This window comes from Enterobacter cloacae complex sp. 2022EL-00788, assembly GCF_026627565.1.
GTDB classification, from domain to species: Bacteria; Pseudomonadota; Gammaproteobacteria; order Enterobacterales; family Enterobacteriaceae; genus Enterobacter; species Enterobacter pasteurii.
This window is the reverse complement of the sequence record NZ_JAPNMC010000006.1, coordinates 244,201-265,473: the sequence shown is the minus strand read 5'-3', so window position 1 is coordinate 265,473 and position 21,273 is coordinate 244,201. Positions and strand designations below refer to the sequence as shown.

At 56.4% G+C, this 21,273-nt stretch carries 19 protein-coding genes; 6 read left to right on the top strand and 13 right to left on the bottom strand.

Going from position 1 to position 21,273, the window contains the following annotated elements; all coding sequences use genetic code 11:
- Window positions 1–123: 123 nt before the first annotated feature.
- The 5 genes from OWK27_RS11995 to OWK27_RS11975 form a co-directional block, all read right to left on the bottom strand.
- Window positions 124–1,503, bottom strand: coding sequence for a carbohydrate porin (locus tag OWK27_RS11995; RefSeq protein ID WP_148420388.1), 1,380 nt, complete (start codon window positions 1,501–1,503; stop codon window positions 124–126).
- Between the two features lie 140 nt (window positions 1,504–1,643).
- Window positions 1,644–1,946 (bottom strand): PTS lactose/cellobiose transporter subunit IIA, encoded by a 303-nt coding sequence (locus OWK27_RS11990; RefSeq protein ID WP_014168006.1) that lies wholly within the window; start codon window positions 1,944–1,946, stop codon window positions 1,644–1,646.
- Window positions 1,947–1,951: 5 nt separating this feature from the next.
- The gene (locus OWK27_RS11985; protein WP_193355427.1) at window positions 1,952–3,328 is read right to left on the bottom strand and encodes a glycoside hydrolase family 1 protein; all 1,377 of its coding nucleotides are present in this window, start codon (window positions 3,326–3,328) and stop codon (window positions 1,952–1,954) included.
- Window positions 3,329–3,345: 17 nt separating this feature from the next.
- A complete protein-coding gene (locus OWK27_RS11980; RefSeq protein ID WP_176609107.1) occupies window positions 3,346–4,671 on the bottom strand; it encodes a PTS sugar transporter subunit IIC in 1,326 nt (441 codons plus the stop codon).
- 11 nt (window positions 4,672–4,682) lie between these two features.
- Complete coding sequence (locus OWK27_RS11975) at window positions 4,683–4,997, bottom strand: PTS sugar transporter subunit IIB (RefSeq protein WP_148386083.1); 315 nt, start codon at window positions 4,995–4,997, stop codon at window positions 4,683–4,685.
- 293 nt (window positions 4,998–5,290) lie between these two features.
- On the opposite strand from OWK27_RS11975, the gene OWK27_RS11970 reads away from it, so the two are divergent.
- On the top strand, window positions 5,291–6,241 hold the full coding sequence (locus OWK27_RS11970) for a LacI family DNA-binding transcriptional regulator (protein WP_148420391.1): 951 nt from the start codon (window positions 5,291–5,293) through the stop codon (window positions 6,239–6,241).
- An 85-nt stretch (window positions 6,242–6,326) separates the two neighbouring features.
- Here OWK27_RS11970 and OWK27_RS11965 read toward each other — a convergent pair whose 3' ends face one another.
- The 4 genes from OWK27_RS11965 to OWK27_RS11950 all read right to left on the bottom strand — a co-directional run bounded on the left by OWK27_RS11965 (window position 6,327) and on the right by OWK27_RS11950 (window position 12,641).
- Complete coding sequence (locus OWK27_RS11965; RefSeq protein WP_267590459.1) at window positions 6,327–7,691, bottom strand: efflux transporter outer membrane subunit; 1,365 nt, start codon at window positions 7,689–7,691, stop codon at window positions 6,327–6,329.
- Entirely contained in the window at window positions 7,691–10,801 is a 3,111-nt protein-coding gene (locus OWK27_RS11960) for an efflux RND transporter permease subunit (RefSeq protein ID WP_148420393.1), read from the bottom strand. Before OWK27_RS11960 ends, OWK27_RS11965 begins: the two co-directional genes overlap by 1 nt.
- Window positions 10,801–11,922 carry an efflux RND transporter periplasmic adaptor subunit gene (locus OWK27_RS11955; protein ID WP_267590458.1) on the bottom strand — a complete coding sequence of 374 codons (1,122 nt, stop codon included), beginning with the start codon at window positions 11,920–11,922 and terminating at the stop codon, window positions 10,801–10,803. Before OWK27_RS11955 ends, OWK27_RS11960 begins: the two co-directional genes overlap by 1 nt.
- Before the next feature lie 149 nt (window positions 11,923–12,071).
- Window positions 12,072–12,641, bottom strand: coding sequence for a TetR/AcrR family transcriptional regulator (locus tag OWK27_RS11950; protein WP_148420395.1), 570 nt, complete (start codon window positions 12,639–12,641; stop codon window positions 12,072–12,074).
- Between the two features lie 186 nt (window positions 12,642–12,827).
- On the opposite strand from OWK27_RS11950, the gene OWK27_RS11945 reads away from it, so the two are divergent.
- The 4 genes from OWK27_RS11945 to nlpA all read left to right on the top strand — a co-directional run bounded on the left by OWK27_RS11945 (window position 12,828) and on the right by nlpA (window position 15,052).
- A complete protein-coding gene (locus OWK27_RS11945; RefSeq protein WP_148420396.1) occupies window positions 12,828–13,247 on the top strand; it encodes a GNAT family N-acetyltransferase in 420 nt (139 codons plus the stop codon).
- Window positions 13,248–13,426: 179 nt separating this feature from the next.
- Window positions 13,427–13,687: an antitoxin gene (locus OWK27_RS11940; protein WP_242174302.1), complete on the top strand. Its 261-nt coding sequence runs from the start codon at window positions 13,427–13,429 to the stop codon at window positions 13,685–13,687.
- Window positions 13,688–13,690: 3 nt separating this feature from the next.
- On the top strand, window positions 13,691–14,089 hold the full coding sequence (locus tag OWK27_RS11935) for a type II toxin-antitoxin system VapC family toxin (RefSeq protein WP_176609103.1): 399 nt from the start codon (window positions 13,691–13,693) through the stop codon (window positions 14,087–14,089).
- A 162-nt stretch (window positions 14,090–14,251) separates the two neighbouring features.
- The gene (gene nlpA, locus OWK27_RS11930) at window positions 14,252–15,052 is read left to right on the top strand and encodes a lipoprotein NlpA (protein WP_267590457.1); all 801 of its coding nucleotides are present in this window, start codon (window positions 14,252–14,254) and stop codon (window positions 15,050–15,052) included.
- Between the two features lie 33 nt (window positions 15,053–15,085).
- Here nlpA and OWK27_RS11925 read toward each other — a convergent pair whose 3' ends face one another.
- Complete coding sequence (locus OWK27_RS11925; protein ID WP_267590456.1) at window positions 15,086–15,766, bottom strand: EAL domain-containing protein; 681 nt, start codon at window positions 15,764–15,766, stop codon at window positions 15,086–15,088.
- Window positions 15,767–15,839: 73 nt separating this feature from the next.
- The gene (locus OWK27_RS11920; RefSeq protein ID WP_267590455.1) at window positions 15,840–16,460 is read right to left on the bottom strand and encodes a LuxR C-terminal-related transcriptional regulator; all 621 of its coding nucleotides are present in this window, start codon (window positions 16,458–16,460) and stop codon (window positions 15,840–15,842) included.
- 573 nt (window positions 16,461–17,033) lie between these two features.
- On the opposite strand from OWK27_RS11920, the gene OWK27_RS11915 reads away from it, so the two are divergent.
- Window positions 17,034–17,669 carry a response regulator transcription factor gene (locus OWK27_RS11915; protein ID WP_148420482.1) on the top strand — a complete coding sequence of 212 codons (636 nt, stop codon included), beginning with the start codon at window positions 17,034–17,036 and terminating at the stop codon, window positions 17,667–17,669.
- 19 nt (window positions 17,670–17,688) lie between these two features.
- On the opposite strand, the gene OWK27_RS11910 is transcribed toward OWK27_RS11915, so the two are convergent.
- On the bottom strand, window positions 17,689–18,753 hold the full coding sequence (locus OWK27_RS11910) for a fimbrial protein (protein ID WP_267590454.1): 1,065 nt from the start codon (window positions 18,751–18,753) through the stop codon (window positions 17,689–17,691).
- A gap of 15 nt (window positions 18,754–18,768) precedes the next feature.
- Window positions 18,769–21,261 carry a fimbria/pilus outer membrane usher protein gene (locus OWK27_RS11905; RefSeq protein ID WP_267590453.1) on the bottom strand — a complete coding sequence of 831 codons (2,493 nt, stop codon included), beginning with the start codon at window positions 21,259–21,261 and terminating at the stop codon, window positions 18,769–18,771.
- Window positions 21,262–21,273 lie beyond the last annotated feature (12 nt).

Here is a 21,273-nt window from a genome sequence, read left to right as displayed (position 1 = left end):
TTCTCCCCTGCGATGTTGTCGTTAATTGGCCAACAGCATAGCATGGTTGTGTGCGGCCTGATGCCCTCACCCCGACCCTCTCCCACGGGGAGAGGGGGAAACACCGTTTTGCTTCTACCTTGCTTAGAACCACGCCTCCCACATAGCCCCGACGTTGAAGTCGTCGAGCGTTTCGTCTTTGGTGTTGTTCACGCGCGCGGTGCGTTCGTTATCCACCTTGCCGCCGGTCACGTAGAAGCGCAGCATCGGACGGAACTCCGGCCCCATGGCGATAGACATGTTCTGGGACAGGGTCAGCTTCCAGCCCTTGTTGTCGCCGCCGTTATCGTAGTCAACGTGCTGCCAGCCCGCTTCCAGCCAGGTGGAGTGAACGTCGTTCCACCAGTGCATCGGGCGCACAATCGCGTTGTAGTTCTTACGATTGTCGGCGTCATCGCGGCTGTTGTCATAGTCGTGGAAGGCGAGAATGTACTCCACCTGCGTGGCCTGGGTGAATTTATACAGCCCTTCGAAGCTGGCGTAGACCGTGGTCAGATCCTCGGTCTTGTTGAAGACGCTGTTGTCCGCGTTATCAGAGTAGCGGGCGATCACTTTGTTCACGCCGCTGTCGTTGGTGTGGCTCAGCACCACGCCGCCCTGCCAGGCATTCAGGCGCTCGTCGCTCTCGATCGCCTTAGAGTCGAAGCCGTAGTTGGCGTAAAGCTCCATGTCGATGGGGCCGAGCTTCATGCCGTGGATTTTAGAGGTGGCGGCGTAGTTGCCTTTATCGCCCGTGCCGGAACCGCCGGTACAGGTAATGCGCGACGGGTTCGCCTCGTCCTCCATCACTTCCGGGCTACAGGATTCCACCGCCGCCACGGCAGCGACGTCAAACTGCACGCCGCCGATATCGAAGTTTTTCACCCCGGCGCCCTGGCCGTCGTGGTTCATCCAGAAGTAATCGTTAATGCCCTGCTGCGGACGCTGGTGGAAGTCCCGACCGGCCCAGAAGTAGGCATTCGGGTTAGACGCCATAATGTTGGTCACCCCGGCGTAGGCTTTTTTCAGGTTAACTTCGTCACCCCAGTGGTCGATCATCACGTTGATGTCCCAGATGGCGCCGTTTTCGCCCTTGAAGGCCTTGGAGAGCTGGAATTCGCCGCCGTTGCCTTCGTTACCCAGACGACCAATCGCGGAGGCGCCGTTGTAGGAGCCGTCTACCGCCACGTATTTCTGATCGGCGGCCTGGAAGTGCGCGCCGTAGCGGGCGTAGCCGGTAAATTTAACCCCGAACGGGATCGCCATATCCGGGGACTGCGCCGCGCTTTGCGGTTCCGTTACCACGTCCGCTTTTTTCGCGATCGCCGCGTCCATTTTCGCCTGCCTTTCGGCCAGCGCTTTATCCACCGCTTTTGCCACAATGGCGTCGATTTGCTCCTGCGTGAATTCTTGTGCGAGCACGGAAATTGGGCAAAGCGCGGCGATAACCGCCATGGTTAATGGAAGTTTTTTACTGTTTTTCATTGTCGTCTCTATTAATTTACATTTTATTCAGACAATAATCCTCTCGTTCCGATTAGACAGAATATGTCGCTATCATCAGAAACAGAGTGATTTATATTTTCAGGTACAGAGGTCTTACGGTAACGTTATTTCGTCATAGGCTATCTCTGATATAAATGAATAATCTCTTCGGATAATTCACGCGCCAGCAGGGAGTTCATTAAATGATCCTGCGCGTGCACCATGATTAACGTCATCGGCTGGCGGGCTTCGCCCGCGTCCTGCTCGATCAGTTTGGTCTGCATCTTGTGCGCCTGGCGCGCGTAGCCGTCAGCTTCGCGCAGCAGGCTTTTGGCTTCGTCAAGGTTGCCCTGGCGCGCCGCGTGCAGGGCTTCAAAGCACAGGCTGCGGGACTGACCGGCATTGACGATAATTTCCATTACGGCTTCTTCTAGTGCGATCATCATGGTTACTCTTTATCAAAGCTATTATTTAAGGCGGTGGCGGCAAACCACTCCCCGCTTTTCTTGATGGTGCGCTGCTGCGTCTCCAGATCGAGCTGGATAAAACCGTAGCGGTTTTTATAGGCATTACACCATGACCAGTTATCAATAAACGTCCACATATGGTAGCCAAGGCAATTGCAGCCTTCGCTAATACCTTTATGCAGCCACGCTAAATGCCCGGAAATAAAATCGATGCGGTACCGATCGTTAATCTGGCCATTTTCAATAAAGCGCTGCTCATTTTCGACGCCCATGCCGTTTTCGGAAATAAAGCAGCGCGGGTTGCCGTAATTGTCGCGCAGGTTAACCAGAATATCGTAAATACCCGGCTCGTATATTTCCCAGCCGCGGTACGGGTTCATCTTGCGGCCCGGCATCTCGTAATTATCGAAGAACCACTCCGGCATAAACGGCGCCTGCGGGTTTACCGCGCTGTCGCGACACTTCACGCGACGCGGCTGATAGTAGTTCACGCCGAGCAGGTCGATTTTCCCCTCCGCAATCAGGAAACCGTCTTCCGGTTTACAGGCGGGTAATTGATCGTAGGATTTCAGCAGCGCCACCAGGTCTGCCGGGTATTCCCCGCGCAGGACCGGGTCCAGGAAGCTGCGGTTAAACATCAGGTCCGCGATGTGCGCCGCCTTCACGTCCGCCGGGTTCTGCGAGCGCGGATAGGATGGCGTCAGGTTCAGTACGATGCCGATCTCCCCCGCGTAATGCCCGGCGCGGTAGGCCTGAACGGCCTTCGCATGGGCCAATACGGTGTGATAGGCCACGGTCGCTGCCCGACGAAAATCCACCACGTTCGGATAGTGAAAATCGTACAGATAACCGCCCTCAACCGGCACAATTGGCTCGTTGAAGGTAAACCAGTGCAGCACGCGATCGCCAAACAGCTCGAAGCAAATCTGCGCATAGCGGGCGTAAGCGTCCACCACGTCACGGTTTTCCCAGCCGCCGATCTCCTGCATCGCCATCGGCATGTCGAAATGGAACAGGGTAATAAACGGCGTGATGCCCTGTTCATTCAGCTCATCAATGACCTGATTGTAAAAATCGACCGCTTCCGGGTTCACTTCACCGATACCGTCGGGGATCAGGCGCGCCCAGCTAATCGAGGTACGAAAGCTGTTGTGGTTCAGCTGCTTTAACAGCTGAATATCCGTTTTCCAGTGCTGATAAAACGTGGAGGTGTGCTGCGGCCCCACGCCGTTGTGAAAACGGTTCGGCTCGCGGGCAAACCAGTAATCCCACGTGGTTTCGCCCTCTCGTGTCCCTTCGGTCTGGAGCGCGGAGCTTGCGCTGCCCCACCAGAAATTATCGGGAAATGCGTATTTCATGTCCTTTCCTCTTTGACTTATTGGCTTACGGTTTCAGCTGCACCGACGGTTGCCTGGGCTTTCTGCTCTTCGTTTTTCATCAGCGTGCGCTCATAGGCGCGCAGGAACGGCAGGTACATCAGCGCGGACATCACCATACACACCAGGCACATAATCACCGGGCTGAGCGCCCAGTTTGCCGCCCACGAGGCGCCAATCGGCGCGGGCGTGGTCCACGGCGTTAACGACACGACCTGCGCCAGCCAGCCGAGCTTTGTTGCGCCGTACGCCAGGCAGGCGTTGACCAGCGGAACGAACACGAACGGGATAAACAGCATCGGGTTCATGATGATCGGCGCGCCAAACAGAATCGGTTCGTTAATGTTAAAGAAGCTGGGCACGACGCCCATTTTGCCGATGGTACGCAGGTGCGTGGCGCGGCTGCGCAGCAGCAGGAACGCCAGCGGCAGCGTGGAGCCTACGCCGCCAATCAGCAGGTAGTGATCCCAGAAGCCTTGCAGATAAACGTGCGGGAGCGCTGCGCCAGCGGCCAGCGCCGCCTGGTTAGCAGAGAGGTTCGCCATCCAGAACGGGTTCATGATGCCGGTAACAATCAGCGACCCGTGAATACCGGCGAACCAGAAGATCTGGCACAGCAGTACGGAGAGCAGGATTGCGGGCAGGGAGTCTGACGCAGACACCAGCGGCTCCAGCAGGTGCATGATCGCCTGCGGGATAATCATTCCGGTTTGCGCTTCAATGAACAGGTTCAGCGGATGCAGCGTGCCGATCACCACCATTACCGGAATCAGGATCTCGAACGAACGCGCCACGCCGGTCGGTACCTCTTTCGGCAGGCGGATGGTCACGTTGTTCTGCTTCAGCCACGCATAGACGCGGGTGGAGTAGATAGCGGTAATCAGCGCGGTGAAGATGCCCTGGCCGGACAGATACTGCGTTGAGATCTTGCCGTCGGCATACGGCGCCGCAACCAGCAGAAAGGCCATAAAGGCCAGCAGGCCAGACATCACCGGGTCGAGGTTAAACTGACGCCCCAGGCTCGCCCCAATCCCCACCGAAATGAAGAAGGTCATGACGCCCATGCTGAGGTTAAACGGCAGCATCAGCTGCTCGCGGTAGGTCTCGGAGAAGTCCAGCCAGCCGCGGGCGAAGCTGTTGGTGGTATCCGCCGAGAACGGCGGGAAGATGAACACCAGCATAAACGAGCCGATGATCATAAACGGCAGCGCGGCGGTAAAGCCGTCGCGGATGGCAATCACATACTTTTGCTGGCCAAGCTTTGCGGCCAGCGGGGTAATTGACTGCTCAATAACCGCGACCATGGATTGATATAACGAACTCATGTGAACACCTTTTAGTGTGCCGCTTCGATAAGCGACAGAGCATAGTCCAGTACTTTATCGCCACGCTGCATGCCGTAGTCCATCATGTCGATGGGCTGCACCGGAATACCCTGCGTCGCCGCCTTGTCTGAGAGTGTCTTTAACATGTATTTCACCTGCGGTCCGAGAAGAACCACCTGGTATTGCGGAAACTGCGTATCAAATTCGGACACGCCGTACGCATCAATCTTCACGGGCAAGCCCCGCTCTTTAGCAACATCGATCATTTTGCTGACCAGCAGGCTGGTGGACATCCCGGCAGAACAGCACAGCATAATCTTGAACATCGACAACCATCCTCAAAATGTAAAAAGTTATTGCGAGGATGATTGGACATGATACGGAAACCGGTTTCCATTCATAAAAGACAGAAGTGTGACAACCATCAATATCCACTACTTATGACGCTAATTAACCGGATGTGGGTCACATAATTTGGCTGTTTTAACGTCAATTTGAGTGGAAACGGAAAATCGGTTTCCATGGAAAACGGAAACGGATATACTCCGTTCTGGCTATAATGTGAGCCGTAGCGGTTATGGAATTTGCAGGCGCGAGGATGGCCTGCCAGGGGAAAAAGATGTCGACAATCAATGATGTATCACGTCTGGCCGGGGTGTCTAAAGCCACGGTATCGCGAGTGTTGAGTGGGTCACGTGGCGTAAAAGAGGCCAGCCGTCAGGCCGTGCTGAAAGCGGTGGATGAGCTGAACTATCGTCCCAACGTGATTGCGCAGTCGCTGCTCAGTCAGTCGACGGGGTGCATTGGGGTGATTTGCGCGCAGGAAAATATTAACCAGACCACCGGTTACCTGTATGCGCTGGAAAAACACCTCAGCCAGCATCAAAAACACCTGCTGCTGCGTTTCGCGCACACCAAAACGGAAGTGATGAACGCCCTTGAAGAGCTCTCCTGCGGGCTCTGCGATGACATCCTGGTCATTGGCGCGCGTTTCCCGCTGGACGTCGACATGGACAACGTCATTCTGGTCGACTGTATGGAAGCCGATAACGCCAACAGCATCCAGTTCGATCACGCTTTCGCTGCTGAAACGGCGTGTAACTACCTCACCAGCCAGGGGCGTCGCCAGATTGCGCTGATCCACCCCCACGGCAGCGGGTTTGCCGACCAGGTGCTGCTCGGTTACAAACACGCGCTGGAGAAAAACTTCCTGCCCTTTAATCGCAACCTCGTGTTCATGGACGCAACCTCGTCGTCCGTTGCGCTTCAGGAGTTGCTCAACAACGCGTCGACGCTGAACTTCAACGCGCTGCTGGTGGCGGACGAGCAGGAGGCCCAGAGGGTGATCCCGCAGCTTCAGGCGTTTAATAAATCGGTACCGGAAGACATCATGGTGTTTAGCCTGGCCGGGTCGCTGCATCTGCCGGGAATTCCGGTGATCCCGGCTATCGAGTATTCCATGGACGCCATGGCGGCGCGCATCGTGACCTGGCTGAATCAAAAAACGCAGATGCTGGGATCTTACGTGCTGCGTGGGGATTTAATTATTCCGGACGTGCGGAAACGTTAAACGTGTGATGTAGGCCGGGTAAGCGCAGCGCCACCCGGCGAAAACTCAATAATCCTCCATATAATCCACTCGCCGCGTATCCGGTTTATTCAATCCCGCCGCCCAGCGACTGCCACAGCGTGATGCGGTTTTCCAGGTCGGTTTGCCGTAAGGCAATCAGTGATTCCTGCGCCGACCACAGCGACCGCTGCGCGGTGAGCACCGTCAGATAATCCCCGGCGCCCGCCTTATAGCTGCGGGTCGCCACGTCCAGCGTTTTTTGCTCCGCCGCCACGTATTCACGCTGGGCATCCAGCTGCTCGCTCAGGGTTTCACGGCGCGCCAGCGCGTCGGCCACGTCCTTAAACGCGCTCTGGATGGTCTTCTCATAGGTGGCGATCAGCCCCTTCTTCTCTGCTTCCGCGTAGCGCAGCTGTGCCATATTGTTGCCACCGCTAAACAGCGGCAGGGTGATGGACGGCGCGAACGACCAGACCTTCATGCCGTGGCTGAACAGGGATGACAGCGAATCGCTGCCGACGCCCGCGCTGGCGGTGAGCGAAATCGACGGGAAGAAGTTGGCGCGCGCCGCGCCGATACTGGCGTTGGCGCTCAGCAGGTTATGTTCCGCCTCCTGAATATCCGGACGACGCAGCAGCGCGCTGGAGCTGACCCCCGCCGGGATCAGCGTGATGGCGTTGTCGCCCAGGCTTTCCAGCGTGCCGGGCAGCAGGTTCTCCGGCACCGTATCGCCCGCCAGCAGATTGAGGGCGTTTTTATCCTGCATCACCAGCGTCTGGTAGCTTGCCACGCTGGCGCGCGCCTGCTGGTAAACCGCCATCGCCTCGCTGACGTCCGTGGCGGCCGCCACGCCCACCTCCTGCTGGCGCTTCACGATCCTGAGCGAGTTCGCCGCGCTCTCCATGGTGGATTTCGCCAGCGCCAGGTTGCTGTTATCCGCCGCCAGCGTCACCCAGGCGGTGGTCAGCTCGCTGACCATCGTCAGGCGCGTGTTCTGGGCGGTGAACTCGCTGGCAAGCCAGGTTTCACGCGCGGCGCGCGAGAGGCTCTGGTTACGGCCAAACAGATCCAGCTCGAAGCTGGAGACCGCGCCGTTGGCCTCGTCGCTTGTGGCGACGCCGCTTGCCAGCGTGCGGCTGCGGGTATGGCTCAGGCCTGCGTCCACCGTCGGGAAGAGTGACGAGCGCGTTTCGCCATACTGGGCGCGGGCGGCGTCGATATCGGCAATTGCTTTTTGCACGTCGCGGTTGCTGTTCAGCGCCATCGTTACCACGCTTTTCAGCCGTGCATCGTTCATCACCTGCTGCCACTGGCTCACCACGGCGGTGGCTTCGCCGTGCGCGCCGGGCAAGGTTGCCGGAACGGGAGCGTCCGGGCGCTGATACGTTGGATCTAAAGACACGCAGCCTGCGCTCAGCAGCGCTAACGTTAATACGGTTACACGAAACATTATGACCTCCGGTTTGCGTGCTTACCGGAGAACAGACGTTTCACCAGTACGAAGAATAAGGGAACGAAGAAGATCGCCAGCAGCGTCGCGGCCAGCGTTCCGCCGATTATGCCGGTACCGATCGCCACGCGGCTGTTGGCCCCCGCGCCGGTGGCAATCGCCAGCGGCGTTACGCCTGCAATAAACGCCAGCGAGGTCATGATGATGGGACGCAGACGCGTCTGGGCGGCACGCAGGGCGGCGCGCGTCAGGGAGTAACCTTCGGCGACTTTGGCTTCGGCAAATTCAACAATCAGGATGGCGTTCTTCGACGACAGGCCGATGGTGGTCAGCAGCGCCACTTGGAAGTAGACGTCGTTGTTCAGGCCGCGCAGGGAGGCGGCCACGGCCGCGCCCAGCACGCCAAGCGGGATCACCAGGATGACCGAAATCGGTACTGACCAGCTCTCATACAGCGCCGCCAGACACAGGAACACCACGAGGATGGAAAGGGCGTAGAGGCTCATCGCCTGGCCGCTCGCCAGTTTCTCCTGTAAGGACAAACCGCTCCAGGCCCAGGTGCTGCCGGACGGCAGACTATTTGCCAGCTGCTCCATTTTGCTCATTGCCGTGCCGGAGCTGGCCCCGCTGGCGTTTTCGCCCTGAATCTCATATGCCGCCGATCCGTTGTAGCGCACCAGGCTTTCCGGACCGTACTCCCAGCGCGTGGTAGCGAAGGCGGAGAACGGGGTCATGGTGCTGTCGCTGCCGCGCACGTACCATTTGTTAAGATCCGACGGGACGGCGCGATAGTCGCTGTCGCCCTGGATGTAGACCTTCTTCACGCGGCCGCGATCGATAAAGTCGTTCACGTAGGTACCGCCCCAGGCGCTGGAGAGGGTATCGGTGACGTCGCTCAGGGACAGCCCCAGCGACACCGCTTTGTTGTTATCAATATCGACCTGAAGCTGCGGCATCTGCGGCAGATCGTTGGCGCGCACGGCGTGCAGCGAGCTGTCCTGATTAGCCCTGGCAATCAGCTGATTACGCATTTTCAGCAGCGTGTCACGGTCGGTGCCGCCGCTGGCCATGAGCTCAAAGGTAAAGCCGTTACTTTGGCCAAGGCCGTCTACCGCTGGCGGCGTCATCGCAAATATAGTGGCATCGCGGATGGCGCTCAGCTCCTGCGTGGCGCGCAGGGCAATGGCCTGGGCGGTGTTTTCATCACCCTTACGTTCGGACCAGTTTTTCAGGGAGACAAACGCCATCCCGGCGTTCTGGCCGCTGCCGCTGAAGCTGAAGCCCTCAATGGTGAAGATAACGTTGGTGTTAGCTTTCTCTTTGGTGAGGAACCACTCTCGCACCTGACGGCTAACTTCGGCAGTACGTACCGCCGTTGCGCCGGCTGGGAGAGTGTACTGCACCATGATTTCGCCCTGGTCTTCCGTCGGCAGGAAGCTGCCCGGCAGCTTCAGCATGGCGAAGCCCATGGCGCCGCAGAGCAGGGCGTAGATGACCAGCATGCCGCCGGAGCGTCGCAGGGCGCGCAGCACCTTGTTCTGATAGCCATGCTCGGTTCTGCTGTAGAAGCGGTTAAACGCGCCGAAGAAACCTTTCTTGTGCGGAGGCGAGTGTCTCAGAATTGAGCCGCACAGCGCGGGCGTCAGGGTCAACGCCACGACCACGGAGAGGAACATCGCCGAAATAATGGTGACCGAGAACTGACGGTAAATTACCCCGGTCGAGCCGCCGAAAAAGGCCATCGGCAGGAATACCGCAGAGAGCACCAGCGCAATGGCGATCAGCGCGCCGGAGATTTCGCCCATCGATTTTTCGGTGGCCTCCCGGGCGGGCAGCCCTTCGTCGCGCATAATACGCTCGACGTTTTCCACCACCACGATGGCGTCATCCACCAGCAGGCCGATGGCCAGCACCATTGCAAACAGCGTCAGGGTGTTAATGGAGTAACCGAACAGCGCCAGCACGCCGAAGGTGCCGAGCAGGACCACCGGCACCGCCAGCGCCGGGATCAGCGTCGCGCGGATGTTTTGCAGGAACAGGTACATCACCACTACTACGAGGATAATGGCTTCAAACAGGGTCTGAATCACGTCTTCAACCGAGATCTTAATGAACTCGGTGCTGTCCTTCGGGTAGGCCACGTCGTAGCCTTCCGGCATCGACTTTTTGAACTCGGCGATTTTATCCTTCACCGCCGTCGCGGTGTTGAGCGCGTTCGCGCCAGGTGAAAGCATCACCGCCATACCCGCCGCCGGGTGGCCGTTCAGCTTCGCGGTGGAGGTGTAATCCTCGCTGCCCATCTCCACGCGGGCGACATCGCTGATGCGCACCACCGCTCCGCTGGACTGGCTCTTCACGATGATGTTTTTAAACTGATCGACCGTCTGCAGACGCGACTGGGCGCGCACGGTGGCGGTCAGCTGCTGGGCGTTCGACGAGGGCAGCGCGCCGATCTTACCGGCGGAGACCTGCACGTTTTGCGCTTCAATTGCGCTCTGCACGTCTGAAGGCATCAGCGAGTAAGAGGCCAGTTTTGCCGGATCGAGCCAGATACGCATCGCGTATTCCGCGCCAAACACCTGCAGGCTCCCGACGCCATCCACGCGCGCCAGCGGATCCTGCATATTGCTCACCAGCCAGTCGGCGATGTCCGAGCTGCTGGCGGTGTCGGTTTTGTCATACACGCCCATGATCAGCAGAAAGTTGCTCTGGGACTTTTCAACGGTGATCCCGGACTGCTGCACCTCGGTCGGCAGGCGCGATTCCGCCTGCTGGACTTTGTTCTGTACCTGTACCTGCGCGGTGTCCGGATCGGTTCCCTGCTCGAAGGTGACGGAGATGCTCACCGACCCGTCCGAACTGCTGGTGGAGGTGAAGTAGAGCAGGTTATCCAGCCCGGTGAGCTGCTGCTCGATCACCTGCGTTACGCTGTTCTCCAGCGTCTGCGCGGAGGCGCCGGTGTAGGTGGCAGAGATTTTGATCGACGGCGGGGCGACGTCCGGGTACTGCGCGACCGGCAGCGTGCGGATCGCCAGCACACCGGCGAGCATGATGAGAATGGCGATCACCCAGGCAAAAACCGGGCGACGCACGAAGAAACGGGAAAACATCAGGCGTTCCCTCCTGCGTTTTTCATCTCTTCGGCCTTCACTTCCTGCCCGGCGGTGACTTTGTCTGTGCCTTCCACTATCAGCCTGTCACCGGCCTTCAGGCCGCTCAGCACCAGCCATTTGTCGCCGTAGGTCTCGCCCGTTTCGAGCTGGCGCTGCTCTACCTTGTTGCTGGCGTTCACTACCAGCGCGGTGGCGGTGCCTTTGGCGTCGCGGGTGATGCCCTGCTGTGGCGCGAGGATTGCGTCATTCATGATGCCTTCATCCACTCTGGCGCGGACGAACATGCCCGGCAGAAGCTGGTGCTGCGGGTTCGGGAAGACGGCGCGCAGGGTAACCGAGCCGGTAGACTCATCCACTGCCACTTCGGTCAGCGCCAGGCGGCCCTTTTCGCTGTAGGTGCTGCCGTCTTCGAGAATTAAGGACACGTTCAGCGTATCGCTGTTGCTGGCGAGGGTTTGCTTGCGTAATCGCAGCAGGTCGGCGCTGGAGCGGGTTAAATCAACGTACATGCTGTCCAGCCCGCGAATGGTCGCCAGCGCGGTATCCTGCTGGGCCGTTACCAGCGCGCCGGGGGTGACGGACGAGATCCCGATGCGTCCGGCAATTGGCGCGGTGATGGTGGTCCAGCTGAGGTTAATGCGCGCGCTCTCCTGCGCGGCCTTCTTTGACGCGACGCTGGCCTTGTCCTGCGCGCAGGTGGATTTAGCGTCTTCCGCATCCTGACGCGATACGCCGTCGTCTTTCACCAGCTGCGCATAGCGCTGGGCTTTCTGGCAGTCGGCCTGGACCAGCGCCTGCGCCTGCTTCAGCGCGGCGGCGGCTTCATCGTATGCGGCGCGGTAGCTGGCAGGATCGATTTGATACAGCGCCTGTCCGGCTTTAACGGTATCGCCTTCGGTAAAAAGCCGCTTCTGGATAATGCCGCCCACCTGCGGGCGCACTTCGGCGCTCATCGCGGCGGTAGTGCGGCCGGTCAGCTCGCTGACGACGGACACGGGCTGACTCATGAGCGTGACAATCCCCACTTCCGGTAGAGGATGCTGGGGAGCAGACGTTTGTGCATTATCGCACCCGGTCAGGAGGAGTAATGCTGCGATGGAGGTTGTTATGGTTTTCATAATCTTTTTCCAGGGTGAACGAAGCCTGCCCTGTTAAATGCTTAACAGGGAGGAGGGCTATTTAAAGGCACAGCGATACCGCATCTCTGGCTAAGCCAGAAATGTTAAAAACGAGAAATTACTTATCTCGTTTAATTATTCACATGCGATTACTTCGCAGAGAAAAGCATATTTAAAATGTTCTGATAAATCGGCTCTAATTGTTCTGACGGTACTTTTAACGGCGTGAGCCGACGATAAATGGTGCCTTCGATCATCACGGCGGTAATCTCCACGCAGCAGCGAATATGTTCATCGCTCAGGTGGGGAAACTGCTTTTTCAGGTGCCCACAGGCGTTGGCGAACATACGTGATTCGGCTTCTGTCAGCATGGCGGCAACATGAGGATTTCGCGTGGCCTCGGCGGACATTTCAAGCATCAGCGCATCGTCGTCTTCGTTGAGCGTCTGACGCCAGGCAAGTGCCTGCGGCATCCCCTCTACCAGCGTTTTACCCTGCATCTCCTGGATGCGCGAGTCGATGATACGGCGGATCATCTCTTCAATAATCGCGTCTTTGTTACTGAAATAGCGGTAAATCTGCCCGACGCTGAGCTTCGCCTCGCTGGCGATCTGCGACATGCTGGCCGCGTGAAACCCGCTGGCGCGAAAGCAGCGGCGCGCGGCGGTGATGATCTCGTCCTGGCGCAGTTTTTGTCGTTCTTCCAGCGTTGTGCTCATCGTGTGCTACCGTGTAAAAGTGAGAATGATCGTTCTCATTATACGTTTCAGGAGTCTATTGGAAAGGCTTTTTTTATTTACATATTGAATAAATATTTCCTGGTATAAACAATGGAGAAAATAAGGAGTTTTTATGAACTTTAAACTGTGAGATATTCAGATTGCGCTGAAAATAAGGAGAGTATTATGCACCTGAGTATTACAGATAACGTTACTTCTGAAGAAAAAGAAGAATTATTAACGGGGCTGCGCGCCTATAACGCGCAGTTTTTAGATCTCTCGAACTTCAGCGGCGATACAGGCGTTTATGTACGAGACGATAACGGCGTCATGCTGGGTGGGCTGATCGGCGTGCGTAAAGGCGACTGGCTGAACATCGATTATCTGTGGGTCAGCGAGAGCGTGCGCGGTTCCGGCGTTGGCAGCCAGCTTATCAAAGCGGCCGAAGACGACGCCCGCCGCAAAGGATGCAGGCATGCGCTGGTGGATACGGTCAGCTTCCAGGCGCGTCCGTTCTATGAGAAACAGGGCTACCGGCTACAAATGTCTTTGCAGGACTACCCTTATGAGGGGATGCAAAGACACTATCTGACGAAAAACCTTTAGCCGCCGATGCCGTTGCCCATCACGGCCAGCGCGTGGCGCCGCTGCGAAAGCACCACCAGTAACGTTAGCGATACCGCTAATTATTGCGAGTCGCTTTCTGAATTTGAGATGTCTCCCTTGTCGCCTCCCGGGACGTTAGCGCATGCTGTGGGCTGGTCAATAAACCTACAGAGGTTGCCATGGAGCGCACAGCGAAACTCGTTAAAAAAGGGCGAAACCAGGTCGTGGTCTTGCCTGCGGAATTTGCGTTTGAAACGGAGAGTGTTTACATCAAACGGGATGCAGAGGGGAATGTGGTTTTGACGGCGAGGTCTGAGAAAGAACGGCACAGGGATAACTTTTTGCGTATGCTCAAACAAACGCATGTGCCTGATTCTTTTCTGAGTAAAGAGGAGCGCAATCAAAGCTATACGACAAGAGATCCTCTCGAAGGGCTGTAGAAGATGCTGCATATGCTGGACACTAACATCGTAAGCCATCTGGTGAGGCAGCATCCTGAGGTTGTAAACCGATATTCGCACATCACGCCAGAAAAGATGTGTATTTCAAGCGTAACGGAGGCTGAATTGCTTTATGGCGTAGCCAAAAAGCAAAACAACAAGCTGCACGAAACCATAATGGAATTTCTTAAAACCATCACTATCTGCGACTGGGATAGCGCAGCCGCGGCCACCTACGGTGAACTTCGTGCAGCAATGGAAAAAAAAGGGAAAGTAATGGGCGATTTGGATCAGCTTATTGCGGCACATGCCATCAGCCGTGGCACAACGATTGTTACGAACGACCGCGCGTTCGGGATGGTGCAAAACCTTACCGTAGAAGACTGGACGGTAGCTTCGTAAGCGTCATCGCCCGGAGGCGCTACGCTTACCGGGCCTGCATCCTTCCGAATACGTTGCAAAAACATATATAACTTATCCCTCTTACTGATTCCTTTTCGTTTTTTAGCCTGCCGCCTCGTTGTCGATATAGTCTTTAAAACGTTTATCAAAAGGAACTGTCTCGTGAAACTTCGACTGGGTGCGCTTCTCCTGACTGGCCTGCTGATCGCGGGCTGCGATCAAAGCAGCAGTGATGCCAGACACATTAAGGTCGGCGTAATTAACGGCGCCGAGCAGGACGTGGCGGAAGTCGCCAAAAAGGTGGCGAAAGAGAAATACGGTCTGGACGTGGAGCTGGTAGGCTTTAGCGGCTCGCTGCTGCCCAACGATGCCACCAGTCAGGGGGAACTGGATGCCAACGTCTTTCAGCATCGCCCGTTCCTCGCGCAGGATAATAAGGCGCATAACTACAGGCTGGTTGCCGTGGCGAACACCTTTGTCTTTCCGATGGCAGGCTATTCCCGCAAGATTAAATCGGTTTCTGAACTGAAGGACGGCGCCACCATTGCCATTCCCAACGATCCGACAAACCTTGGCCGCGCGCTGCTGCTGCTGCAAAAAGAGAAGCTGATTAGCCTGAAGCCGGACGTGGGCCTGCTGCCGACGGCGCTGGATATTACCGCCAATCCTAAGCGCCTGAACATTATGGAGCTGGAAGGGGCGCAGCTGCCGCGTGTGCTGGACGATCCGAAGGTGGATGTGGCCATCATCAGCACCACCTATCTCCAGCAAACCGGGCTTTCTCCGGTGCATGACAGCGTCTTTATTGAAGATAAAAACTCGCCTTACGTGAACATTATCGTCACGCGTGAAGACAACAAAGACGCCGGGAACGTGAAGGCGTTTATTCAGTCCTATCAGTCGCCTGAAGTGGCAAAAGCGGCAGAGACGATTTTCAACGGCGGAGCGGTGCCGGGCTGGTAATACGCGAGTTGAAGGCCCGCGATCCGCTGGCCTTCATCGCGTTACGCTGGCGTCCGTTCGGCCTTCGGGCCACAGGAAACCCTGTCCAAGCTGCGCACCGGACGCGCGGGCGCGCTCCAGATCCCGCGAGTTCTCAATGCCTTCAATAAGTACAGACCGAGCGATACCGGCCCTGATGTCCTTCACCAGCGGGGCAAGCGGTGCATCACCGCTCAGCGCTGAGCGGTCGATCTTCACGCCGTCCAGCGGAAGGGCGAGGCGCCGGTACTCCTCTGCCAGGTCCCGGGTCAGATCGTCCAGCCAGATTTTCCAGCCCGCCTCTTTTAGCCGAACAAGCGTGGCACAGAGGCGACGTTGCTCCGCCTCACTCAGCCGCGTGGGGGCAAGGGGATCCTGAATTTCAATCGTTAACCGCTGCTGATGACGTAACGCGAGCAATAGCCGGACAGCGCGTTCGTCGAGGAGATGTTCCGCCGGGAGGTTAAGCCAGTAGGCATCCCGGCCGGGTATCTGTAAAAGGGTACTGGCCTGCCAGAAGAAGATTTGCAGCGCGCTGCGCGAAGGCAGCGAGGCAAACAACACCTCAAGATTGACGTTCGGGATCTCCACGAGAACTTCATGCGCAACAACCTGTCCCGACCGGAGATCGACAAGCGGCTGGAATCGCAGCCCTGAGATACGTTGCAATACGGGGGAGGGAAGAACGGTATACATGGAGCAGCCTTCAGAAACAAAAAAGGTTCCCGCGGACGCGGGAACAAAAGGCAAACGACACACGGTCACACACTTAATTCAGGATCCAGCGAATGCTTTGATAAAACGACGGGCCGCGCACGGCTTTCAGCTTATTCATGGCATTGTTTTTATAGAAATAAACGAGCCTGACGTTGCAGCCCAGCTGCCGGGCAATTTGCTTGGTTTTAAGATTACAGGAGTAGCCGCGCAGTACGCTGGCTTCCTCGCTGGACAGCCTTGCCGGCGTGCGTAAACGGGTTGTCATGCCGACGTTATAGCGGCCTGATTCCTGTGGCGTCTGGCTCATCAGTATTTGCCACAGCGCTTTGATATCGCCCAGGGAAACCCTTTTGCTGATGACGCCATCAACGTGCTTGAATTTTAAATAGCCCGCAGACAGCGAATAAATATAGATCTTCGCCGTTTTTTGCTGTTGTTTAATACAGAGAATGTCGTCATTGGTTGTCACCCTGAAATGACGCGTATTCAATGGATCATAAATGATGATATCAAAAAGCTGTTCGCAATTTGCAAGCTCTTCGATATGGGTGAATCCATGGAAAATAACTTCGTGATTTTCATCAGGCTCACGCTTTCCAAGCGATTGCAGGCCAATCATCGTGAATTCGCAGCTGTCGACAACAGCAACATGAATTGTTTTTTTATTTTGCATTGGCATTCTCCTTTCGCTGAGTAAACAGTCCGTATAAGAGAAACTGGCGGACGCGCAATTTCTTATTACACAAAGAGTAGTGAACACCGTTTAAATAGTGTTGTGCGATAGCATCAATGTAAGCCAATACAAACTGTTGAGTAAAGCTACTGCCTGTTATTAACAAAAGATAAAATTGAAAAGCGGTTTTAATGATAAATGTAATTGTTTTAATCTTCTAATAATATTCACAGCAGCTTTTTATTCTGAAAATTAGAGCTTAATAACCATTGAGGTGGTTTTTAATGTGGCTAACCCACGTTTTTTCAACGGTTTTGATACTGTCCTTGTAGGTGGTTCTGTGATCCCGGCAGGATTATTTGCAGGTCTGGCCTTTAAGGCATGAGAAGCTTGCAGAATAAAATAGAATATTTTCTATAAATTTAATGTACTCGTTCAGAATTTTAGTCATGAGAAGGATAAAATCCTGGCGCGTAGAGGTTGAGAGTGGTGAGGACATAAACTATTATCCTTTTCCTCCGGTCACGATAATTTAGAAATGACATGATTAATACTGAACGTATCGTAAGAGTAATGGTGTTTTACAAAATAAATATCTTTAAAGAGATAATATTCCAGGCGCTGCATGACCTTTTACCCGATTACGTATTGAAAATTAATCTGGTCGATTCCACTGAACAGGCACTGGCAGCCGTTGCTGATAATGGTGTGGATATTTTTTTAACCGAATTTAATTATCTGCTGAATCATAAGGAGTGGAGCACTGAAGTCAGCAGCCGTTTCACCGCCTTATGCAAAACGCATAACGTCAGGCGGGTGCTTCTGGTGCCCGAACTGCCGTACGGGCTGTTAAAAAAAGTGCTACAGATGAAATTTGAGCTGACCATTAGCCAGCAGGATGAGTTTTCAGAACTGAAGAAGGAGATACCCGCGTTACTCATGACGGAAATGCCAAAACCGCTGATCTCTTCCTGGCTCAGGCAGGCAATGCGGGCAGGTTCGCGATCGCGTTCCATTCTTTCAGCCAGAGAGTGGGAGGTGCTCCATCTTATCGTGGAGGGTTTTTCAACGACTGAAATTGCCCGTCATCGCAACCGCTCCGTCAGCACTATTGCCACGCAGAAGCACAATGCGATGAAAAAGCTGAATCTTTCCAACCATAGCGAACTGATTAAGTATCTGCATACGGTTGGAAAAATGGAGGAGTAGCCTGCCCGCACGGGTCCCGTCAGGGATAGATAATATTCAGCGTAGCCGAGGTATTGATCTTGCCCTGGCTTGCCTGAGCGGGTGCCCACGCGTAATAGTACGCCGCCATAGGTATAGTGAAATGTTCGCTCAGGGCCGCGCCGGCCGCTACGCTGAAAAGCATCGTGGCGTTACCGCGGCTGGTGGTGGAGGTGGAGAAGGCGACCGGCGTTTGTGGGGCATCACGTTTGATCAGCCGTAGCCCAACGCCCTGCGCCGCGCCGCTGCTGCCGTCGATCAGCACCGAATTGTCGGTTGACAGCAGCTGCGTGCTGGAGAGGAACATCTCGATTGTCCGGTCGGAATTCCCGTTAACCCCCACGTTCTGACAGCTCATGTTGAGTGAAAAAGGCGTCAGCCCCGGCTGGGAGGATGCGCTGAGCTGGGGAATGCCGAGCGTCGGAAGCGCCACGGTCAGTCCCGCGTTATCAAACGAACAGGTGGTCAGCTTCGGCGCATATTTGATGATCATCGGCTGACCGAACATATCGCGGTTGTCGTAAGGCCACTTGAACCCGCTGAATAACCACTGGGCGATTTTGATGACCTGATTGATTGGCCAGAGGACGATTTCCAGAAACGACAATCCGCTCATATCGCTGACGAACAGAACGTCGCTCATGTTCGCCGTATCGCCCGTAAGCGTGGTGCCGCTCTGGCTAACGAGGGTGAAGCGAACCGTAAACGGCGTGTTCAGCTCAGCCGCCGTATGGCTTCCGCTGGCGGCCAGCGTTTTATTGGCCGGAGGATTGGTGATCTCCGCCCGCACCATATACTTGTTATTGCTGAACCCGAGGATGGTGGCGTATTGGCTGTCGGTCGACAGGATAGGCGTGTATGAAAACTGGCTGTTGCCCGTCGTGCAGTTGAACGTGCCGCTGTACTGCGTGGTAAAGCTTCCGGTCCAGGTCGGCGTGGCGGGGCTCAGCTTATCCGATAAATCGACCGAAATGGGCGTGCCATAGACGATGCTGCTGCCGGAGCAGGTGGCATAGCTCAACCCGCTGATACTGGAAAGAAGCAGGAAAACAAATAAACGTATCATATTGATAATCCGTAATTATTGGCAGACCGATGGCGGGCCGTCCAGCCCCCATGCCGGCGCGGAAATTTCGCATTTACCGCCGCGAAGATGCACGTTGAGCGCGCGTGGCGGCTGTTCAGCGCGGATATAAAGCACGCTGGCCTGGCCGACATACCCGACGGATCCACCGTGCTCGTCCAGGACTTCGGTCCCGAATGGCAGGGGTTTACCGTCGGCACGCGCCGCGCGAAGCACCCACGACTGGCGTTTGTCGGTTTCAAAGCGGACATAGCTCACCGCCCCGTCGTAGGGAGCCACGTTCGCCATGTTGCCGATCACTTCCGCGCCAGCGCTGTTTTCCGTTTCAGTTAACGTAATGGCGTTTTTACGATACGGGGTGGCGTAAGGCACCAGCGCCACGCCGTCGCGGTTGGTCACAATACTTTCATCGCCGTTCACCATCAGCCCCTCGGCCTTAGGCGCATCGACAATAGTCATGGTTGTGCCGGTTTCGTTTGAGGCGAGAACGTGCCACGGGAAGGCCACCAGGCTTCCGCGCCCGCTGAGCCCGGTCTGGCGATAGTCGGAAGATTCGCTGTAAGAGCCGCCCAGCGTCGCAACGTTAGAACGATACGCCGCGTTCACGCTCGCCGCGTTTTTTCCACCGCGCGCGTTGCTGCCGGAGAGGGTATAGCTCAGGCGGTTCGACGCCATCGCGTTTCCGCTCATGCTGATATTGCTCTGCTCGTAATGCGAATCGCTGGCCGTCAGGCTGGAGGTGATCCACGCATTGTTATCAAACAGCGAGAACGGCAGGCTGAGGGAGAGGTAAACGCGGGTCTCTTGTTCGCTATCATTATTACGTACCCGGCTGGCCGATACGGTGTAGCTGGCGCGGCCAATCGCGTTGGAATAGCCCATCTGATATTCGCGTGAGGTTTGCTGCGAATTCCAGTAATCGCGCTGCGTGCCGGAGATAAACACCGTGCCCCAGTTGTCGAGCAGGCGCTGGTTAAGGTTAAGCGTGAAGGTGTTTTTGGGCTGCGCCGCGCGCAGGGCATCCCAGGTGCTCAGCGACATGTCGGGCGCAACGCCAAACCGCTCTTCATAATTGTCGTACTGCGCTCTCAGGCGCTGATAACCTTCACGTGAATAGAGCGCGTCGCTGAAGCTGTAATAGCCTTTAGTGGAATAGCGATAGGCCGCCAGCGTGAAGTTGGTGGCGGTGGTATCGATAAATTTGCTGTACGACACGCGATAGCTCTGACCGCTGCTGGAGCGATCCTGTAGTGTCGTTTTTGCGTGGGTGACGTCGAACGAGACGGCACCAAAGGGAAGGTTCCACCCGGTACCGACAAGCCCGGCCTGGTAGTTATCGCTAAAAATCGTCCCGGTATACCCGGTGATGAGGTTGTTAAACCCGTAGCGCAGCGTGGCCTGCAGAAAGGCGGGTTCGGCGTCGAGCGTGTTTTGATGCACCTTGCCCGCCACCACGCTGTACTGGCTCACCCCCTCTTTTAGCATGCCGGGCACGGCGGAAAACGGCACCGTGAAGGACTGCCGGGAACCATCGGCTTCGCGTACCACGACCAGCAGATCGCCCGCGGAACCGGTAGGCTGAATGCTGTCGAGCGTAAACTGGCCCGGCGGAACGTTTTCCTGATAGATCACGTTGCCGTTCTGGATAACCTTCACCAGGGCGTTAGTCCGCGCAACGCCGTGGACCACCGGCGAAAATCCCTGCTGTGAATTTGGGCGCATCTTCATGTCCGATGCCAGCGACGCGCCGCGCACGCGAAGCGAATCAAACAGATCACCCGGAATATAAAAATCACCCAGCGTCAGGTTGGACTTCAGCGAGGCCAGGGGACGGCGCAGATAGCGGGTATTGTTCTGCCAGCTGCTCTCTCCGCTGGCCGTTTTCCGCCAGGTGCTGCTGTCGCGAAACTGCCAGCCGAACAGGTTTGCGCCGGAATCCAGCCCGGCATAAAAATCATCGTTTGTATCTTTCGCTGCGCCCTTCGCGCGGGTGTTGTACCAGGTCGTGTTCCACGACAGCATCAGCGCCGGTATCCCCTCATCCCAGAACTGCGGGGCAATGTACCCTTCTTCAGTATGTAGTACCGCCGCCTGGGGAACGGTGAGCGCCAGGCTCAGGGTGCCGGTATCGGTTTTCACGTCGCCGCCCTGAACCAAATCGCGCAGCTGGACCTGCCCATTAGCAATGGCGGGCGCGGGAACGGACGCGGTGTTGATGCCAAGCGTCCGGGCATCTTTCCAGGCAAGGCGGATGTCATCACGCTGCTCGCCGTAGACCACGGTATATCGCCCCTTCCAGCTGCCGTTCACGTAGATGTCCATCTCCTGATTGCCGGCAGGCATGACGTTGTTTTCGGAAAAGCGAGACAGATCGGACTCACCGGATGCGCCAGCAAGCAGGGAGGGATCAAACGAGACGGCCCCTGATTTATGCGTAAGCAGAAGCGAGCAGACTGCCAGCAGACAGAGTCTGTTTTGTTTCATTTTCATGGTGAGTCTTTC

Excerpts from the sequence above, each read along its gene's own strand:
- OWK27_RS11945 (WP_148420396.1), top strand. The coding sequence starts at position 12,828 with ATGCACCTGAGTATTACAGATAACGTTACTTCTGAAGAAAAAGAAGAA.
- OWK27_RS11970 (WP_148420391.1), top strand. The coding sequence starts at position 5,291 with ATGTCGACAATCAATGATGTATCACGTCTGGCCGGGGTGTCTAAAGCC.
- OWK27_RS11915 (WP_148420482.1), top strand. The coding sequence starts at position 17,034 with ATGGTGTTTTACAAAATAAATATCTTTAAAGAGATAATATTCCAGGCG.
- OWK27_RS11925 (WP_267590456.1), bottom strand. The coding sequence starts at position 15,766 with ATGTATACCGTTCTTCCCTCCCCCGTATTGCAACGTATCTCAGGGCTG.
- OWK27_RS11920 (WP_267590455.1), bottom strand. The coding sequence starts at position 16,460 with ATGCAAAATAAAAAAACAATTCATGTTGCTGTTGTCGACAGCTGCGAA.
- OWK27_RS11935 (WP_176609103.1), top strand. The coding sequence starts at position 13,691 with ATGCTGCATATGCTGGACACTAACATCGTAAGCCATCTGGTGAGGCAG.
- OWK27_RS11965 (WP_267590459.1), bottom strand. The coding sequence starts at position 7,691 with ATGTTTCGTGTAACCGTATTAACGTTAGCGCTGCTGAGCGCAGGCTGC.
- OWK27_RS11955 (WP_267590458.1), bottom strand. The coding sequence starts at position 11,922 with ATGAAAACCATAACAACCTCCATCGCAGCATTACTCCTCCTGACCGGG.
- OWK27_RS11980 (WP_176609107.1), bottom strand. The coding sequence starts at position 4,671 with ATGAGTTCGTTATATCAATCCATGGTCGCGGTTATTGAGCAGTCAATT.
- OWK27_RS11995 (WP_148420388.1), bottom strand. The coding sequence starts at position 1,503 with ATGAAAAACAGTAAAAAACTTCCATTAACCATGGCGGTTATCGCCGCG.
- OWK27_RS11990 (WP_014168006.1), bottom strand. The coding sequence starts at position 1,946 with ATGATCGCACTAGAAGAAGCCGTAATGGAAATTATCGTCAATGCCGGT.
- OWK27_RS11960 (WP_148420393.1), bottom strand. The coding sequence starts at position 10,801 with ATGTTTTCCCGTTTCTTCGTGCGTCGCCCGGTTTTTGCCTGGGTGATC.
- OWK27_RS11975 (WP_148386083.1), bottom strand. The coding sequence starts at position 4,997 with ATGTTCAAGATTATGCTGTGCTGTTCTGCCGGGATGTCCACCAGCCTG.
- OWK27_RS11950 (WP_148420395.1), bottom strand. The coding sequence starts at position 12,641 with ATGAGCACAACGCTGGAAGAACGACAAAAACTGCGCCAGGACGAGATC.
- OWK27_RS11940 (WP_242174302.1), top strand. The coding sequence starts at position 13,427 with ATGGAGCGCACAGCGAAACTCGTTAAAAAAGGGCGAAACCAGGTCGTG.
- OWK27_RS11985 (WP_193355427.1), bottom strand. The coding sequence starts at position 3,328 with ATGAAATACGCATTTCCCGATAATTTCTGGTGGGGCAGCGCAAGCTCC.
- OWK27_RS11910 (WP_267590454.1), bottom strand. The coding sequence starts at position 18,753 with ATGATACGTTTATTTGTTTTCCTGCTTCTTTCCAGTATCAGCGGGTTG.
- OWK27_RS11905 (WP_267590453.1), bottom strand. The coding sequence starts at position 21,261 with ATGAAAATGAAACAAAACAGACTCTGTCTGCTGGCAGTCTGCTCGCTT.